Source organism: Goekera deserti (genome assembly GCF_010685995.1).
GTDB lineage: Bacteria > Actinomycetota > Actinomycetes > Mycobacteriales > Geodermatophilaceae > Goekera > Goekera deserti.
The window spans coordinates 14011-32507 of the sequence record NZ_JAAGWK010000038.1; the positions used below are offsets into that span (position 1 = coordinate 14011).

Below are 18497 nucleotides of genomic sequence, written 5' to 3' on the forward strand. Positions count from 1 at the left end.
AGCGGAGCGAGTGCGGAACAGAGCCATGGGCCAGGTCGACCAGGAGCGAACCGTCTCGGCGGTCGTGAACGGCACGCCGCGGGAGTTCACCGTGCCCGCGCGCCGGCTGCTGTCCGACGCGCTGCGGCACGACCTGGGGCTCACCGGCACGCACGTGGGCTGCGAGCACGGCGTCTGCGGCGCCTGCACGGTCCTGCTCGACGGCGTCCCGGTGCGGTCCTGCCTGGTGCTCGCCGTCCAGGTGCAGGGCGCGGCGGTGACCACCGTGGAGGGGCTGGCCCGGTCGGACCACCAGGGCGGGGAGGTGCTGCACCCGGTCCAGGAGGCCTTCCGGGAGTGCCACGCGCTGCAGTGCGGCTTCTGCACGCCCGGCTTCCTGATGACCATCGCCGCCGGGCTGGAGGCGCGGGACCCGGCGCAGCCGGTGACCGACGACGAGGTCGAGGACATGGTCGGCGGCAACCTCTGCCGCTGCACCGGCTACGCCAACATCAAGAAGGCCGTGCACCACGCCGCCGCCACCATCCGCGAGGCCACCCGATGACCGGCGCGAGCGCCCAGACCCACACATTCTGTACAGAATGCGCAGCGCTTTCTGTACAGAAAGTGGGAGTCGGGGGGCGGCGGTGACGACGAAGCTGTTCGGGGAGCCGGTGCGCCGGCGGGAGGACGGGCGGCTGATCACCGGCCGGGGGCGCTACCTGGACGACATCGGGCACGACGCGCTGGCGGTGGCGTTCGTGCGCAGCCCGCACGCGCACGCCCGGGTCACCGACATCGACGTGGACGCCGCGCTCGACGTCGAAGGCCTGGTGGCGGTCTACACCTACGAGGACCTGCTCGGCCCGATGGCCGAGCCGCTGCCGGTGCTCATCCCGCACCCGCAGCTGACCGCGCCACGCACCGGGTACCCGCTGGTCCGGGACGTGGTGCACCACATGGGTGAGGCCGTGGTCATGGTCGTGGCCACCGACCGGTACGTCGCCGAGGACGCCTGCGACCGGATCACGGTCAGCTACGAGCAGCTGCCCGTCGTCGTCGGGGTCGACGCGGCGCGGGAGGCACGCCACGCGGTGCACGAGGACGTCCCGGACAACGTGGCGGCCCGGCACCACCAGGAGACCGGGGACGTCGAGGCGGCGCTGGCCGCCAGCGCGCACACGCTGGCCTTCACGCAGTACATCGAGCGCAGCGCCTGCATGCCGATGGAGGGCAAGGGCGTGCACGCCGCCTGGGACCCCGCCGACAGCAGCCTGCGGGTCTACACCTCCACCCAGGCCTCGACGTCGGTGCGCGCGGCGATCGCGGCCAAGCTGCAGCTGTCCCTGGAGAAGGTCGAGGTCGTCGCGCCGGACGTCGGCGGTGGGTTCGGCGTGAAGATCGTGCACCCGTGGCCGGAGGAGCTGCTGGTGCCGATGGCCGCGATCGCGCTGCAGCGACCGGTGAAGTGGACCGAGGACCGCCGCGAGCACTTCATCTCCTCGGCGCACGAGCGGCAGCAGCGCCAGGAGATCCGGGTCGGCTACGACGACGACGGGCGGCTGACCGCGCTCGACGTCCGGATCTGGCACGACAACGGCGCGTACACGCCCTACGGGATCATCGTGCCGATCGTGACGGCGACCCAGCTGGTCGGCCCGTACGTCGTGCCGACCTACCGGGTGCGGGTGGACAGCGTCTACACCAACACCGTCATCGTGACCCCGTACCGCGGGGCCGGGCGGCCGCAGGGCTGCTACGCGATGGAACGCACGATGGACCGGATCGCGCAGGAACGCGGCCTGGACCGGGCCGAGGTGCGCGCCCGCAACCTCATCCAGCCCGACCAGTTCCCCTACGACCACCACCTGACGTTCCAGGACGGCCGGCCGGTCATCTACGACTCCGGCGACTACCCGGGCCTGCTGGACAAGCTCACCGCGCTGGTCGGCTGGTCGGGCGTCGAGGAACGCCGGGCGGAGGCCACCGCCCGGGGCAAGCTGCTCGGCATCGGCATGGCGATGTACGTCGAGGGCACCGGCCCCGGGCCCTACGAGGGCGGGCACGTGCAGGTGCTGGGCAGCGGAAAGGTGCTCGTGTCCACCGGCCTGACCAGCCAGGGCCAGGGCCACGAGACGGCGTTCGCGCAGATTGTGGCGCACGAGCTCGGCGTCCCGATCGAGGACGTCGAGGTGACCACCGGCGACACCCGGCGCTTCGGCTATGCCGTGGGCACGTTCGCCTCCCGGGCCGCGGTGATGAGCGGCAACGCCATCGCGCTGGCCGCGCGCGGGGTGAAGGAGAAGGCGCTGCGGATCGCCGGCGAGGCGCTGGAGGTCGACCCGAGCGACCTGGAGATCGACGAGGGCCTGGTGCAGGTCAAGGGCACACCCGGGATCAGCATCCCGCTGCGCACGGTCGCGGTGCTCTCCAACCCGCTGCGCTACGCCTTCGACGAGGCGGCGAAGCAGGCCACCCAGTTCGCCGGGCCAGGCGACGACTCGAAGCCACCGGTGGCGGCCGGCGACGCCCCGGGCCTGGAGCACGTCGACTACTACTCCCCCGTGCGGTCGACGTTCGCCAGCGGTGCGCACGCCGCGGTGGTGGAGATCGACACGCTGACCTGGGAGATCGACGTGGTGCAGTACGCGGTGGTGCACGACTGCGGCACCATCGTGAACCCGATGATCGTCGAGGGCCAGGTGCACGGCGGCGTCGCCCAGGGCGTGGGCGGGGCGCTGTACGAGCGGATGGCCTACGACGCCGACGGGCAGCTGCAGAACGCCTCCTTCATGGACTTCCTCATGCCCTACGCCTCCGAGGTGCCCGACATCGACATCGACCACCAGCAGACGCCCAGCCCGCTGAACCCCCTGGGGCTCAAGGGCGCCGGTGAGGCCGGCGTCATCCCCGGGACCGCGGCGATCGCCTCGGCCATCGAGGACGCCACCGGACGGCGGATCGCGGCGATGCCCATCTCCCCCACCGAGCTGTACGACCTGGTGCGCGACGACGCCGCCGGGCGCGTCGCCCCCCGACGGACCGGAGCCATGGCGTGAGACTGGACGGGACCGCGATGCTGCAGGGCACCCCGGAGCAGGTGTGGGCGGTGATCACCGACCCGGCCGTGCTGGCGCGGACCATCCCCGGCTGCCAGTCGCTGGAACGCACCGGCGAGGACAGCTACGCGATGGTCGTCTCCGTCGGCGTCGGGGCCGTCCGCGGGACGTACGCCGGGCAGGTCTCGCTGGCCGACAAGCAGCACCCCCGTTCCTACGTCATGCACGCCTCCGGCGCCGGTGGCCCGGGTTCGGTGCGGGCCACGGTGCCGATCTCGCTGGAGGCCGTCGACGGTGGCACCCGGCTGACCTACGGCGCGGACGCCGTCGTCGCCGGTGCGGTGGCCGGCGTCGGCCAGCGGATGATCGCCGGTGTCGCCAAGCGGCTGGCCGGCCAGTTCTTCGGCGCCATCGACGCCGAGCTGACCGGCACCGCGCCGGCAGCGGCCGCCGACGTCCCACCGACGGTGGCAGCCGGGCACGACACCGCGGTGGCCGGCAGCCTGGTCCCGGCGTCCGGACCGGCCCGGGGCCCGTCGTCCCCCGGCGTGGCGCCGACCCTGCTCGCTGCCGCCGGCGGCAGCCTGCTCACCCTGCTGGCGGTCTGGGTCGGCTGGGTGCTCGGCCGCCGGTAGGCGCGCGGGCATCCGGCGCGCGCGACACCGGGATCCACGGCGGTGATCACCGGATCAGCGATCGACCTGTTCCGGGCGCACCCAGGGCCTGGCACGGTGACCGGACACCACCCCGGGAGGACGGCATGACCAGCCCCGACGCAGCACCGCACCCGACGGCGAGCCTGCCGCCGCAGGAGGACCACGTGGACGGCCCGTCGTCCACCGCGCTCGCCGGCGCCGTCCTGGAGTACCGGTACACCCGGGGCACGCGGTACCGGCTGAGCTTCGACCACGACGGCCACGTCACCTTCGCCGAGCTGGACGCCGCACCCGGTGGGCTGCCCGCCCCGGTGCTCGACTACCGCGCGCGGGAGCTCCGGCCAGGACTGGTGCTCGTGCACTGGATCGTCAAGCCGGCCGCCATCCACGTGACGCTGGCCGTGGACCTGACCGCGGGCACGGTGTACGCGGCGGCGATGATGCCGCCCAACCGGTGGGAGTTCTGGGACAGCGGCGTCATCGACTCGGTCACCCGGGTGGCCGCCGACGGCACCCCGCTCCCCGGCTGAGCACCGGCGGTCGTGGCACCCGGCAGCGGCGCCGGACCACGGTGGCCCGGCGCCGCTGCGGCAGGTGGCTCAGCGCGAGGCGCCGGCCGTGGGCCACCCGTCGCTGCTCCAGCTGAGGTCGCGGATCTGCATGCGCCAGTCGCCACCCAGGTTCGTGTCGTAGTAGTGGTGCGCCAGCCGGTACGTGGTGCCGTCGAGGGTCACGTCACCCCCGCCCGGCCCGCGGACGTTGCCCGAGCTCGACAGCAGCTGGGTACCGCCGCCGCTCATCATGGCCACGCCGTTGCGGTCCACGTAGGGGCCGGTGATGCTGGTCGACCGGCCGACCATGGTGCGGTAGGTGCTGTCCGAGCCGGCGCAGCAGCGGTCGAAGGACACGAAGAGGTAGTAGAACCCGTTGCGCCAGGCGATCGACCCCGCCTCGATCGCGCCGCCGCCCCGGGAGGCCAGGGAGTACGTGCGGGTGTCCGCGCCGGACAGCTTGCCGGTGGCGGTGTCCACCCGGCGCATCTTGATGCCGTCCCAGAAGGACCCGAACACCATCCACTCCGCGGTGCGGGCGCCGTTGGAGATCGTGTAGGCGATCTCCGGGTCGATGGCGTTGTAGTTGTTCCCCGAGCCGGAGCGCAGCACCTCACCGCGGTCGGTCCAGGGACCCTCGATGTTCGTGGCGGTGGCCAGGCCGATGACCGAGCTGTTCGTGCCGAACTTCGAGCCGGAGTAGTAGAGGTGCCACACCCCGTTGACCAGGTTGACGTCCGGCGCCCAGAGGTTCGGCGGGGTGGCCCCCAGGTAGCTGGTGATCCAGCCCGGGACGGTGGGGAACACCGAGCCGATCAGCGACCAGCTGCCCGTGAGGCCGCCGCAGGAACGCCGGATCTGCACGTTGCCGTTGCGGTAGCCGTACTCGTCGCCGGTGGAGAAGGCGTACCAGCAGCTGCCGGACTGGACGATCGTGGGGTCGTGGGCGCGGAAGTCGCCGGTCAGGGCGTGGGCCGGGGAGGCGCCGGTCAGCACGAGACCCAGGCTGAGGGCGACGGCTGACCAGATGCGGATGAGTCTGCGACGGGTCACGGGCTGCTCCAGGGCGTGGTCGGGACAGCCGGCACCGACCGGGGGCCGGGCGCCACAGGGGCGTCCGGCACCGCGGGTGAGGACGGCTCACGGGAGAGGGAGGATCGGGGCGGTGCGCCAGCCGTCTGCAGAGCCGGACGACGCCATGCCACGTGGGTGACAGGAGTCACACAACACCAGCACAGCCAGTAGATCAAGCCTTCACAGCGAGTTCTTTACAACGCTGTACCCGGACGAGCGCTGCCACGCCTCAGCCGTCGACGGTCACCTCGACGACCGGGTACCCGGAGGCGCCGTCCGGGGCCACCTGGGTGCGCCGGTCGGTCTGCACCTCACCGGTGCCGTCGGTGGCCCGCACGGTGATCCGGTGCTCCCCGGGTGTCGCGTCCCAGGCCAGCGACCACTGCCGCCAGCAGTCGTCGCCGATCGACGGCGCGAGCCGGGCGTCGGTCCACGGCCCGTCGTCGACCTGCACCTGCACCCGCTGCACGCCGCGGGTGGGCGCCCAGGCCACGCCGGCCACGGCCTGCCGACCGGCGGGCACCGAGCTGCCGGCCCGCGGCACGTCGATACGGCTCTGCGTCTTGACCGGGCCCTCCCGCGACCAGCCGCGCGGGACCCAGTAGCCCTGCACGCCCCAGGTGGTCAGCTCGATCTCGGTGAGCCACTTGGTGGCCGACACGTAGCCGTAGAGCCCGGGTACGACCAGCCGGGCCGGGAAGCCGTGGTCGATCGGCAGCGGCTGCCCGTTCATGCCCACCGCCACCAGCGCGTTCTCGACGTCCAGGGCCACCTGGACGGGGAACCCGGCGGTGAAGCCGTCCACCGAGCGTCCGAGCACCTGCTCCGCCCCGGCCTGCACGCCGGCCCGGTCCAGCAGGGTGCGCAGCCGCACGCCCTGCCAGCGGGCGGTGCCCACCAGGTCGCCCCCGACCTCGTTGGACACGCAGGACAGGGTCACGTCCGCCTCGACCTGCGGCATCGCCATGAGGTCGGCGTAGCTCAGCGAGAACGGCCGGTCGACCATGCCGGTCACCCGCAGGCTCCAGTCGGCGGTGTCGACTCCTGGCACCCGCAGCGCGGTGTCGATCCGGTAGAAGGAGTCGTTGGGCGTGTACAGCGGGGACAGGCCCGGCACGTCCAGTCCGGTACCGGGCGCGGCGGCCGGCTGCGCGGGCCGCGGCAGCCGGATCGCCTCGCGCAGCTGCTCGACCCGGTCCCGGCCGGACAGCAGCCAGCCACCCACGCCGGCAAGCACGGCCAGCGCCGCGGTACCACCGGCAGCCACCAGGAAGCTGCGCCGGGCCAGCTCCTGTCCCGCGGTCGACGCCGGCACGGCCAGCAGCGCGGCCCGGCCCAGCAGCGCCCGCAGGACGGCCACCCCGACGACCACGGCGAGCACCGCGACCGCCAGCGTCCACGGCGCCGACCGGCGCGGGTCGCCCAGCGCCGCCCAGGCAGCCAGCGCACCGGCGACGGCGAACCCGGCGGCGCCGAGCGCCGGCCGGCGCTGGGCGAGCACCCCGAGCCCCGCGCCCAGCGCCAGGGCGACCAGCAGGACGCCGGCCAGCAGCACCTGCTTGTCGTGCGTGCCGAACAGGGAGATCGCCGCGCGCTCCAGCCACAGGGGGACGTGGTCGACCACCGTGTCCCCGACCGCGGTCACCAGCGACGGCGCCCGGTCCACCAGGCCGCCCACCAGCTCGGCCGCACCCAGCCCGGCCGCGCTGGCCACCACCCCGGCGAGCGGGGCCGGCCAGCGGCGCCCACCACCGGACCGGACGTCGTCGGGCAGCTGGAGGTCGGCGGTCGAGGCGGGCACGACCCCGAGCATCCCCCCTCACGCCACCCGGGGGCGCCGGGCGGCCGACAGGGAGACCCAGGTCGTGCCCGGAACTCCCCTCCGAGGGAGGAGTCCTGACCCGAGGACTGCAGGACCGGCGCCCACCTGTCGATGAGAGGGGGACCGCCGCGACCACGGCACCACGAGGACGAGCACAGGGACGGCACATGGCATCGAGCAGCACGGGGGCTGATGCCCCCGTCAGGACAGCAGCCGGCCGGGCAGCGCTCACCGTGCTCGGCACGCTGCTGGTCATCGGCGTCGAGTTCCTGCTGCTCTACGGGGTCTACCACCGGGCCGCGCCGGTGGAGACGCAGCGCGTCGTCGTCGCCCGGCTCGCCGGCGACCTGACCGGCACCGCCGGCGGCCCGCCCGTGACCGACCTGGTCACCCGCGCGGCCGACGACCTGTCCGACGCCGGCCTGGACGGCGACGACGTCGACCGCCTGCGCGCCGCGGCCGCCGGGACGCCCGCGGAGGCGCGGGCGGCGGCCGACGCCCTGGGCGAGCGGCTCGCCGAGCACAGCCGGTCGCTGGACGTGCAGGCCGCCGCCGTCTACGCCGCGATGCTCGTCGTCGCGTCGGTGGGCTGGATGCTGTGGTTCCGCCGGCTCGTGGCCCGGCACCGGGCCCTGCAGGCCGAGGTCACCGAGCAGCAGGCCCGCGCCGCCAGCGAGGGCCGGCTGGCGAGCCTGGTGCGCACCAGCTCCGACGCCATCGTCGTGCTGACCGCCGAGGGCATCGTGCAGTACGCCAGCGACTCGGCCGAGGCCGTCTTCGGCGTGCCGGCCGCGGTGCTGCAGGACAGCGTGCTGCTCGACCACGTGCTCCCCGCGCACCGGTCCGCGATCATCGCCCAGCTCGCCAGTCCGCGGGAGGGCGAGACCGCCCTGCAGCTGGAGTTCCCCCAGCCGGACGGTCGCGTGCGCCACGTCGAGGGCGTGCTGTCCAACCTGCTGGCCGACCCCGGCGTCCAGGGGCTGGTGATCACCGCACGCGACGTCAGCGCGCGCGTCGCCCTCGAGGAGCAGCTCACCCACCAGGCTCTGCACGACCCGCTGACCGGGCTGTCCAACCGCCGGCTGTTCCTCGACCGCCTCGCCCACAGCCTGCGGCGGCGCGGTTCGCACACCAACGGGCTCACCGTGCTGTTCTGCGACCTGGACGACTTCGCCTTCGTCAACGACCGGTTCGGCCAGGACACCGGCGACCTGCTGCTGGCCGAGGTGGGCCGGCGGCTGGTGGCGGTGGCCCGGGAGGGCGACACCGTGGCCCGGCTGGGCGGTGACGAGTTCGCGCTGCTGCTCGAGGACATCGCCGAGCCGGAGGCGCAGGCCATCGCCGCGCGCGTGCACGCCCGGCTCACCGGCCCGGTGCACGTCGGCGACCGCACGATCGACCTGGCGCTGAGCATCGGCATCGCGCACGCCCCGGACACCGGGATCACCGCCCAGGACCTGGTGCGCAACGCCGACGTCGCGGTGCACGTGGCCAAGGACGGCGGCAAGCACGGCACCGCCACCTACGAGCCGGCCCTGCACTCGGTGGCCCTGGAGCGGCTGCAGCTGCGGGCCGACCTGCAGCGCGCCCTCGACGTCGGACAGCTGGAGCTGTACTTCCAGCCGACCGTCGACCTGGCCGCGTCGCGGATCGCCAGCTTCGAGGCGCTGGTGCGCTGGCACCACCCGGTGCGCGGCATGGTGCCGCCGGTGGAGTTCATCCCGCTGGCCGAGCAGTACGAGCTGATCGTGCCGCTGGGCACCTGGGTGCTCCAGGAGGCCTGCCGGGCGGGTGCGGCGCTGCAGCGTCCGGGCGAGCGCCCGGTGTCGATGGCGGTCAACGTGTCGGTGCAGCAGCTGACCCGGCCTGACTTCGCCGACCTGGTCGCCGGAGCCGTGGCCGCGGCCGGGTTCGACACCCGGTCGCTGGTCCTGGAGATCACCGAGACCGCGATGCTGGCCGACGCGGCGGTCGTGGCCCCGGTGCTGGCGGCGCTTCGGGACACCGGGGTGCGCATCGCCATCGACGACTTCGGCACCGGCTACAGCTCGCTGTCCTACCTGCGTGACCTGCCGGTGGACGTGCTCAAGGTCGACAAGTCCTTCGTCGACCACGTCGTCGGCGACGAGCAGGGGGCCTCGCTGGCCGAGGCGATCATCGCGATGAGCCGGTCGCTGCGCCTGTCCACCGTGGCCGAGGGCGTCGAGCACGCCGGTCAGGCGGCCTGGCTCACCGCCGCCGGCTGCGACTACGGCCAGGGGTACCTGTGGTCCCGGCCGGTGCCGCTGGCACGGGCGCACGCCCTGCTGGCCGACCCGGCCGCGGCCACCGCGCCGACCGGCACCTCCCCGACGGGCCCCCGGCCGACCGCCGCCCTGGTACCTGCGACGTACCCCGGGCCATGATGGCCATCTTGGCGGGCGGTTCGTGTCAGTTCTGTCCGGTCGGGTGTGCAGGTGGCGGGCGCCGTCGACGTCCCCGGTCGTGCCGCTGCGGCTGAGCCCGTGGGTCAGCTCGGGCTGAGCGCCAGCGTCGGGTAGTCGGTGTAGCCGGCGGCGCCCGAGCCGTAGAACGTGGCCGGGTCCGGCTCGTTCTCCGCGTGCCCACCCTGCCAGCGCGCGACCAGGTCCGGGTTGGCGATGGCCAGCCGGCCGACCGCGACGGCGTCGGCCGCACCGGTGCCGACCAGCTCCAGCGCGGACTCCCGGGTCATCGGGACGGCGAAGCCGCTGTTGGCGACCAGCGGCCCGCCGAACCGGCGCCGCAGCTCCTGCACCAGCTCACCGGCCGGCTCGCGGTGCAGCACGCTGAGGTAGGCGAGCCCCAGCGGCGCCAGACCGTCGACGAGCGCGCCGTAGGTGGCCAGCACGTCGGCCGGGTCGTCCTCCACGACGTCCTGGATGCCGTGCGCCGGGGAGATCCGGATGCCCACACGTCCGGCCCCGACCGCCTCGGCGACCGCGGTCGCGACCTCGACGACGAACCGGGCCCGGGCCTGCGGGCTGCCGCCGTACTCGTCGTCCCGGCGGTTGGACGCCGGGGAGAGGAACTCGTGCAGCAGGTAGCCGTTGGCCGAGTGCAGCTCGACGCCGTCCATCCCGGCCGCCACGGCGCGCCGTGAGGCGGCCACGACGTCGGCGAGGACGGCGCGGGCCTCCTGGGTGGTGAGGGCGTGCGGCACCTCGTAGGGCAGCTTGCCGCGGGCGGCGGTGCGCACCTCGCCGGAGACGGCGATCGCGCTGGGGGCCACGATCCGGGCCGCGCCGTTGACAGCGGTGTGCGAGACGCGGCCACCGTGCATGACCTGCATGACGACCCGGCCGCCGCGCTCGTGCACCGCGTCGGCGACGCGGGCCCATCCGGCGGCCTGCTCGTCGGTGACGATGCCGGGCTGCCCGTCGTAGGAGCGGCCCTCGGCGGTCGGGTAGGTGCCCTCGGTGATGATCATGCCCATGCCGGCGCGCTGGGCGTAGTGCTCGACGACGAGGTCGCCGGGCACGCCGGCCTGCCCGGAGCGGGTGCGGGTCAGCGGCGCCATGACGACGCGGTTGGCGAGCTCGATGTCCCCGAGGGTCAGCGGTGCGAAGAGGTCCATGATGCCTTCCGGGGTGCGGGGCGCCGCAGGGCCGGAGCCCGCGCGGCAGCGCTGTCGTCGGCGGAACCCGGCCCCCGGGGCACACATTCCGTCACGGACCGCCGTGCGACGTGGGTCACGTCGTCGCGTCCGGGTACCCGGACGGGTGCACCCCGGTGCGCCGCCGGGCGCCGGTCGGACAGGATGGGCCCCCCGCCGTCGACCCCGAGGAGCGTCATGCCCGCCGACCGGCGCGCCCACGAGCGGACGCCCGACACCCTGCCCACCCGCGCCCTCCGCCGCGTGCACGGGGGGCTGGTGCACGCCGCCAACCGCACCCCCGCCGCGGTCGCCGCCTACCTGGCCACCGTGCTGGCCGCCGCCTGGGCGATCGCACTGTTCGAGGGCTGGTCGTTCGGGGACGCGGTCTGGTGGGCGTTCACCACCACGACGACCACCGGCTACGGCGACTTCTCCCCGGTCACCGGCGGCGGCCGGGTGGTGGCGGTGCTGACCATGTTCGCCGGCATCGTGGCCATCGGCGTCATCGTGGGCCGGATCGCCGCGGTGGTCATCCGCACCCACGACGACTTCACGCACGAGGAGCAGGTGGAGCTGCTCGACGACTCCGACGAGCAGACCCGGCTGCTGCACGAGCTGCACGCGCGCCTGGACGTGCTCGACGCGGCCGCCGGCCGACCGGCACGGCACACCGGCTCCAGCAGCCGCGTCCCCGGTGCCGGCGGGCACGGCTCCCCCGCGCAGCACGACGGCGCGCCGCGCACCGGCTGAGCCCGCCGGCTCCCGGTCAGTCGGTCCGGACCCCCCGTCGCCGGCCCGCCCGCCACAGCAGCGCCCCGCCCACCAGCAGCAGCGCCGCCACCGCGGTGCCGCCGAGCAGCTCGGCGCCGGTCCGGGCCAGGCCCTCCGTCAGCCCGCTGCCGCCCGACGCGGTCACCGACCCGGGACGCGATGCCGGGCCACCGGCGCCCGGTCCGGCACCCGGGCCACCGGGGGGCGGCGGACCACCGACGGGCGTCGGTGACGTCGGGTCGCCGGACCCACCCGGGTCGTCCACGGACGTGCGCCGGGCGACCGTCAGGGTCGCCGAGTCCGCGGACGAGACCACCGGGCGGGCGAGCACCGACGGGGGCGCGCCGTAGGCGGTGGCGGCGTTGACCAGCCCGCCGGCCGCGAGGTCCTCGGGTGTCACGACGTGCACCTGGTCGGCCTGGCACTCGGTCGCCGCACCGGGTGCCAGCACCGTGCCGGCGCAGGTCACCGGGCCGTAGAGGTCGTCGATCCGCACGCCGGTCAGGGTCACGTTCCCGTCGTTGACCACGCGGTAGAGGACCCGCACCCGGTCGCCGACCTGCACGCTGCTCAATGCCTGGCCGGCAGCCAGCTGCGGTGCACCCGGGGCGGCCGGCACCGGCGCGGGCGGGAGGACCGCCGCGGCGGACGTCGCCAGCTCGAACCGGGTCCGCACCGTGATCCGCGGCCGCGCGGCGGCGGTCACGACCGTCGCGCTGTCGGTCGCCACGGCCACCGGCGCGCCGCCGGCGACGGCGGTGCCGCCCGCGGCCGCCGCGTTGACCACCCGGCCGGTGAGCACGTCGCCCTCGGTGACGTACGTGCTGGCGGCACCGGTGCACGACGTCGCCGCCCCCGGCTCCAGCAGGGTCGCGCGGCAGGTGACCGTCCCGGCGTCCGGGTCGTCCACCCCGATCCGGGAGACCGGGACGTTGCCGGTGTTGACCACGGCGTAGGTCCACCGGATCGCGTCGCCGACGTCCGCGCCGTCCGGCAGGCCGGTGGCGACGACGGTGCCGGTGACCTCCAGCGCGAGCGCGCCGGACGGCGCGGACGGCGTGGTCGTCGAGGACGGCGCGGCGGACACGCGCACGGCGTCGCGCGGGCCGACCGCCGAGGCGACCGCGGTGTTCTGCTTGACCCCGCGGGCGCGGTCGTCGGCGGTCACCAGGTAGTCCGGTGCCGCGCACCGCGCCGTCCCGCCCGGGAGCACGGTGGTGGTGTCGCAGGTCATCGACAGCGCCAGCGGGTCGCTGACGTACACGTCGGAGAGCGTCAGGTCCCCGGTGTTGGTGACCAGCACCGACCACCGGATCGTCTGGCCCGCGGCCAGCGCCGCCCCGGCGGGCGTGCCGGTCCGGGCCGCGGTCTTCACCGCGGTCAGGCCGGTCGTCCCGGCGGCCACCGGCACCGGCGCGCTCGACGGGCCGAAGGACGTGCGCTCCGGGCCGGCGGCGGTGGTCCCGGACACGGTCGCCGAGTCCGTGACCGGGACGCCCAGGTCGAAGTCGAGCTGGGTGACGACGTAGGCCGCCGCGACGCTGCAGGTGACCGTGCTGCCGACGGCCAGCGGACCGGACGGGCAGCTCACCGCGCCACCGCGCACGTCGTCCACCTCCAGGTCGCCCATCGCCACGTTGCCGGCGTTGGTCACCAGGTGCGTGTAGGCGACGTGGTCGCCCACCCGGACGCCGCCGGTCACCGGGGCGCCGGCGCGGGTGGCCGTCGCGGTCGTGGCGATGGTGAGCTCGCGGACCACCGCGGCCACCCCGACCCGCGCGGACGCCGAGGGCGAGGACAGCGGGACGGCTCCCGGTCCGGTGCCGGTGGCGAGCGCCGCGTTGGTCACCGAGCCGGCGAACAGGTCGGCCTCGGAGACGGTGCGCGGCGTGCCACCCGTGCACGTCGCCGACGCCCCGGGGTCGAGGTCGGGGGCCGAGCAGGTGACCACCCCGGCGTCGGGGTCGTCCACGCCCACGCCGGTGACCCGGACGTTGCCCACGTTGGTCACCCGGTACGTCCACTGCACGGTGTCACCCGGCGCCGCGGCGCTCTGCCGGGCGACGGGGTCGACCACCCCGGCGACGGTGACGGCGAGCTCGGGCGAGGAGACCGACGGCGTCTCGGTCGTCGAGGCGTTGCTGGTGACCACTGCCCCGCGCCGGTCCGTGCCCCGCACGGTGGCGGTGTTGGTCTTCGTGCCGCCGACGTCCCCGCCGGTGACCGTGTACCCGCCGGCCGTGCAGGTGGTGGCCTCGGTGGGCAGCAGGGTCCGCTGGAGGCAGGTCATCGCGGGGGCCGTCACGTCGTCGACCAGCAGGTCGTCCACCGTCAGCTCGCCGGTGTTGGTCACCACCACGCTCCAGACGATCGTCTCCCCCGCGTCGAGGGCACCGGGGACACCGGTGTCGGTCCAGTTGGCCACCTTCTTGGCCAGCAGCGCACCGCTGGCGGCCGCGAGCGGGACCGGGGCGGCGACGGGACCGAAGGTGCCCGGGGTCGTGGAACCCGCCGGGATGCCGGACACCGTGGCGGAGTGGGTCACCGGCTGGCCGGCGTCCACGTCGGCCTGGGTCACCCGCCGGGTCGCACCGGCCGTGCAGCTGGCCGTGTCCCCCGGTGCGAGCACCGCCCGGGAGCAGGTGGCGTGCTCGGCCGGCTGCCCGGCGACCAGGACGTCGGCGACCCCGACGTCCCGCATCGTCACGTTGCCGGTGTTGGTCACCTCGTAGGCGTGCCGGACGGAGTCACCCACCCGCACCCCGCCCTGGTTCGCCGCCGGGGTGACGGTCGCCGTGGTGGTGAGGGTGAGCGCCCGCACCAGGGCCGCCATGCCGACCGCGTCCCGGCCGGGGGCCGAGCGCACCAGCGCGCCACCGACGACGGAGGTGCCGGTCGCGGCCGCCTCGTTGGTCACCGCGCCGGTGAGCAGGTCGTCCTCGGTCACCGGGTGCCTCGCCGCGCCGACGCAGCGGGTCACCGCGCCGGGGTCGATCGCGAGGTCGTCGCAGGTCACGGCACCGCCCTCGGGGTCGTCGACGCTGATGCCGGTCACCCGGACGTTGCCGAGGTTGGTGACGGTGTACTCCCAGTGCAGGGTGTCCCCGGGCAGGGCGGCGTCCTGCCGGGAGGCGGGGTCCACCCGCCCGTCGACGACGACGCCGAGCGCCGGCACCGGCGACCCCGGGGACATGGAGGAGGCAGCCGCGCTGCGCACCACCGGGCCCCCGCGCGGGTCCCGGGCGGCCGCGGTGGAGCCCGCGGTCCGCTGGCCGGCGAGCACGTCGGCGGCGGTGACGGTGTACGTGGCCGCGGTGCAGGTGGTCTGCGCGCCGGGCGCCAGCTCGGTGGCCGCGCAGGTGATGCCGGCGGCCTCCGGCAGGTCCACGGTGAGGTCGCGCAGGGTCAGCTCACCGGTGTTGGTGACCACGACCGTCCAGACGATCGTCTCCCCGGCGTCCAGGGCGTCGTCGCCGTCGGCGTCGTCCCAGTCGGCGAGCTGCACGGTGGCCAGCCGGCCGGCGGCGAGCGGGTCGATCGGCACCGGGTCGGAGGCCGGGCCGAACTCCAGCGGCGCGGTCGAGCCCTGCGGGACGCCGGACGCGAATGCGGCGCCCTCGACGGCCTGACCGTCGTCGACGTCGCTCTGGGTGACGCGGTAGGAGCCGTTGCCCGCGCAGGTCATGCTGGCGCCGGCCGCGAGGGTGGTGGACGGGCAGGTCACCCCACCGGTGGCGAGCGTGCCGCGCACGGCGACGTCGCTCATGGCCACGTTGCCGGTGTTGATGACCAGGTAGGTGAACGCGATGGCGTCGGTGACCCGGACGGCGTCCTGGTGGGCGGCCGGGGTGACGGTGGCGGTCGCCGTGATGGCCAGCGACCGGTCTGCCGGCGTGACGTCGACCGTGCTGCTGCCGGTGTCGTTGGCCGGGTCCAGGCCGGTGTCCTCGGCGCTGAGGAAGACCGCGTCGTTGACGACGTCCGTGCTGGACTGGGCCGTGCCGACGACGTCGAGGGTGACGGTGCGGCCGACGGCGAGGTAGGGGATCCGCCAGGCACCGTTGGCCGGTGCGTAGACGCCCTCGCTCGGGGTGGCCGAGTCGATCAGCACACCGGGCCGGGGCGTCTCCCGCACCAGCACGTCCCGGGAGTCCGACGGGCCGGCGTTGGTCACCTGGACCTGGAAGCGCACCGGGTCGGTCTGCACCACCATCGGCGTGGACGTCGTCTTCGTCACCTGGACGTCGGAGCGCCGCACCGCCGGGATGCTCGCGGTGTCGATGTTGTTCCCCGTGACCGGGTCGGCGGTGCTCGAGGTGAGCAGCCGGGTGCGCGACCAGGTGTCGTCCTTGAACGAGGTGCGCAGCACGCTGTCGAACTCGACCGACCACGTGGCGCCCCGGGCCAGCACGTCCAGCGAGCAGACCACGACCGCGCCGTCGACCGACTGCGGGCCGAGCGCCGTGGCGACGGTGTCGCCCTCGACGTCGCACCGCCCGGCCTGCGGCGTCAGCACCGGCATCAGCTGCCCGGCCGGGATGGTCTGCCGGACGACGACGCCCTCGGCGCGGGTGCGCCCGGGGTTCGACACGGTGAACACCGCGTGCACCTTGCCGCCGGCGACGACGGGACCGCCGACGTCGTCGGGGTTGACGATGGTCTGGGTGACGGACAGGTCCGCCTCCAGCCGGACGGTGAAGGCGAACTCGTCGACGTCGTTGCCGGCGGTGCCGTCCGGCGTCGGGGAGACGACCCGGGCCCGGACCATGGTGGTGCCCGCCGGGGCGTCGGCGAGGACCAGGGCCTGCCCGGTGATCGTCGCCCGGCCGCCACCGGGGATGCGGGCGATGCGGCAGCCGGCCTGCGCGGTGCACGTGATGCCGGTCAGCGCGGTGACCCGGAAGCCCGGGGGCAGCACGGTCTGCAGGGACACGTTGACCGCGTCGGAGGTGCCCAGGTTGTCGATGTGCACGGTGAAGGGGACGGTGTCGCCGGGGTAGGCCTCGGTGACGGGGATGACCAGGTCGACCGCGAGGTCCGCGAGCACCTCGCCGGTGCCGGTGACCTCGTCCTGGTTGTCGGCGCCCACCGGGTCGGGGGTCGCCGAGGTGACGCTGACGCTGTTGCCGATCGCGCCCGAGCCGGACGAGCTCAGCGTGACCCGGACCTCGACGGTCGCCGAGGCGCCGCGCGCCAGGTCACCGAGGGCGCAGCGGACCGTGGTGGTCGACGCGTCGGTGGTGCAGCTCCCGCTGCCGCTGGTCACGGTGGCACTCGTGACCGTGACCCCGTCGCCCAGCGGGTCGGTGAGGACCACCTCGCGGGCCGTGGAGGGCCCGGCGTTGGTGACCGTGGCGGTGTAGGTGACCGGACCACCCGCGGTGCCGGCGGTCCGGTCCGCGAGGAGGTCCACGGCGAGGTCGGCGGAGGTGGTGACGGCGTCGGCCACGGACATCGCGTTGTCGTCCGGGACGTGGTCGTAGGCCGTGCCGGACGCCGCCGCGAGGAAGCGGTACGGGGTGGCCGGGAGGGTGTCCGGGCGCACCTCGCCGCCGACCGTCACGGTGGCCTGGTCGCCGGGTGCGAGGGCGCCGTGGTCGCAGGTCACCGTCAGCGTGGCGACCGTGCAGCTGCCCCCACCGGTCGTGGCGGCCGTGACCCCGGTCAGGCCGGGTGTCGTGCCGTCCGCCCACCGGGGCAGGTCGATCACCAGCCGGGCGGCCGGCTCCGGGGAGGGGCCCCTGTTCCGGATGGTCGCGGTGTACTCGACCGGGCGGCCGGCGACCGGCGGCGCCGTCGTGCGGGCCACGGTCACGGCGAGGTCGGCCGCTGCCGCGATCGGTGTCGCGACCTCGGTGGACACCGACGTCGCGGCCCCGCCCGCCAGGTCGTCGGTGTACTCGACGCGGGCGTCGTTGCGCACCGTCGTGGCGGACAGCGCCTCGGTGACCCGGACCTGGTAGGAGATGCTGCGGGCGTCCTCCGGCCGGACGACGCCCCCGGACGTCGCGGTCGCGTTCAGGCCCACCCGGACCCGGACCGTGCGGGTGGCCGCGTCGTACTCGCCCTGGTCGTCGCCGGCCGCGTCCGTGCGCGCCTGGGTGGCCGAGGCGGTGATCGCCCGGATCGAGCCGGGCACGAACTCCACACCGGCCGGCAGGGTGTCGACCACGACCGTGTTCTTGGCCGGGTTCCCGCCGCCGTTGGCCGTGGCCACCGAGTACGTGAGGATCTCGCCCACGTTGGCGCCGGCGGCGCCGGAGCGGGTCGTGACGGTCGTCGTCGACATCAGGCACGCACCGGTGCCGAAGGAGATGGAGTCGAGGAAGTTGCCGACGGTGGGGTCGCCGGTGGCGGTGGAGACCGCCTTGAAGGAGAACCGGGTCGTGGTCTGCCCGCTGGGCACGGTGTACAGCCCGGAGTAGGTGCCCCAGGCGTTCTTGCCGTCGCTGATCAGCGGGCCCTGCTGGTTGGTCGGGGCGAGCGCCGCGGTCGGGGCGGCGATGTGCACGGCCATGACGTCGGTGCCCGCCCGGCCGCGGTGCTGCAGCTCCCAGCGCAGCGACTGACCCGGGGTGGTGGCGACGTCCTGGAACAGGGTCGAGGTCTGGGTGGCGTTGAGCTCGGCGAACTGGCTGCCGGACGCGGCGGGCACGCCCTGGAAGGGCGCGCGCCAGATCTCGATCCGCTTGTCGCTGGCCGTGGTCGACCAGCCCGGCACCTGCGCCTCGGGCACGAAGGAGTAGCTGTTGTCCTTCAGCACCGGCAGCTCGAACCCGCCCGTGCGCAGGGCGACGGTGGAGTTGCAGGCGGCCGGGCTCTGCACGGCCGCGGCCTGCGGGACGGGCCCGGTCACCAGCAGCGCCCCGACCACCGCCGCCACGCCGGTGGCCGCAGCGATCCGTCTGAGCGCCTGCCCGGCCCGTCCCGCAGTGCGCCGTCGACTCGACACCACCACGTCACCTCCCC

At 74.9% G+C, this 18497-nt stretch carries 10 protein-coding genes; 6 read left to right on the forward strand and 4 right to left on the reverse strand.

The features are described 5' to 3' along the window. The first annotated feature begins 10 nt into the window (after positions 1-10). The 4 genes from G1H19_RS21805 (at position 11) to G1H19_RS21820 (ending at position 4224) form a co-directional block, all read left to right on the forward strand. On the forward strand, positions 11-544 hold the full coding sequence (locus G1H19_RS21805) for a (2Fe-2S)-binding protein (RefSeq protein ID WP_235928238.1): 534 nt from the start codon (positions 11-13) through the stop codon (positions 542-544). A gap of 37 nt (positions 545-581) precedes the next feature. Continuing rightward, complete coding sequence (gene cutA, locus G1H19_RS21810) at positions 582-3038, forward strand: aerobic carbon-monoxide dehydrogenase large subunit (protein ID WP_152731461.1); 2457 nt, start codon at positions 582-584, stop codon at positions 3036-3038. After that, positions 3035-3673, forward strand: a complete 639-nt coding sequence (locus G1H19_RS21815; RefSeq protein WP_162393331.1) for an SRPBCC family protein — start codon at positions 3035-3037, stop codon at positions 3671-3673. The genes cutA and G1H19_RS21815 overlap by 4 nt, the downstream gene beginning before the upstream one ends. A 125-nt stretch (positions 3674-3798) precedes the next feature. After that, positions 3799-4224, forward strand: coding sequence for a MoaF-related domain-containing protein (locus tag G1H19_RS21820; protein WP_152731462.1), 426 nt, complete (start codon positions 3799-3801; stop codon positions 4222-4224). A 69-nt stretch (positions 4225-4293) separates the two neighbouring features. On the opposite strand, the gene G1H19_RS21825 is transcribed toward G1H19_RS21820, so the two are convergent. Together G1H19_RS21825 and G1H19_RS24255 are read right to left on the reverse strand one after the other, a co-directional pair. Further along, positions 4294-5298, reverse strand: coding sequence for an arabinan endo-1,5-alpha-L-arabinosidase (locus G1H19_RS21825; RefSeq protein ID WP_162393332.1), 1005 nt, complete (start codon positions 5296-5298; stop codon positions 4294-4296). 250 nt (positions 5299-5548) lie between these two features. Next, the gene (locus tag G1H19_RS24255; protein ID WP_202925983.1) at positions 5549-7120 is read right to left on the reverse strand and encodes a molybdopterin-dependent oxidoreductase; all 1572 of its coding nucleotides are present in this window, start codon (positions 7118-7120) and stop codon (positions 5549-5551) included. A 188-nt stretch (positions 7121-7308) separates the two neighbouring features. On the opposite strand from G1H19_RS24255, the gene G1H19_RS21835 reads away from it, so the two are divergent. Next, a complete protein-coding gene (locus G1H19_RS21835) occupies positions 7309-9546 on the forward strand; it encodes a putative bifunctional diguanylate cyclase/phosphodiesterase (protein WP_152731465.1) in 2238 nt (745 codons plus the stop codon). Positions 9547-9650: 104 nt separating this feature from the next. Here G1H19_RS21835 and G1H19_RS21840 read toward each other — a convergent pair whose 3' ends face one another. Continuing rightward, positions 9651-10736 carry an alkene reductase gene (locus G1H19_RS21840; RefSeq protein ID WP_152731466.1) on the reverse strand — a complete coding sequence of 362 codons (1086 nt, stop codon included), beginning with the start codon at positions 10734-10736 and terminating at the stop codon, positions 9651-9653. Between the two features lie 216 nt (positions 10737-10952). Here G1H19_RS21840 and G1H19_RS21845 point away from each other — a divergent pair, with 216 nt between their 5' ends. Further along, positions 10953-11507 carry a potassium channel family protein gene (locus G1H19_RS21845; RefSeq protein ID WP_202925984.1) on the forward strand — a complete coding sequence of 185 codons (555 nt, stop codon included), beginning with the start codon at positions 10953-10955 and terminating at the stop codon, positions 11505-11507. Between the two features lie 16 nt (positions 11508-11523). On the opposite strand, the gene G1H19_RS21850 is transcribed toward G1H19_RS21845, so the two are convergent. Next, positions 11524-18483: a DUF7507 domain-containing protein gene (locus G1H19_RS21850; RefSeq protein WP_152731468.1), complete on the reverse strand. Its 6960-nt coding sequence runs from the start codon at positions 18481-18483 to the stop codon at positions 11524-11526. Positions 18484-18497 lie beyond the last annotated feature (14 nt).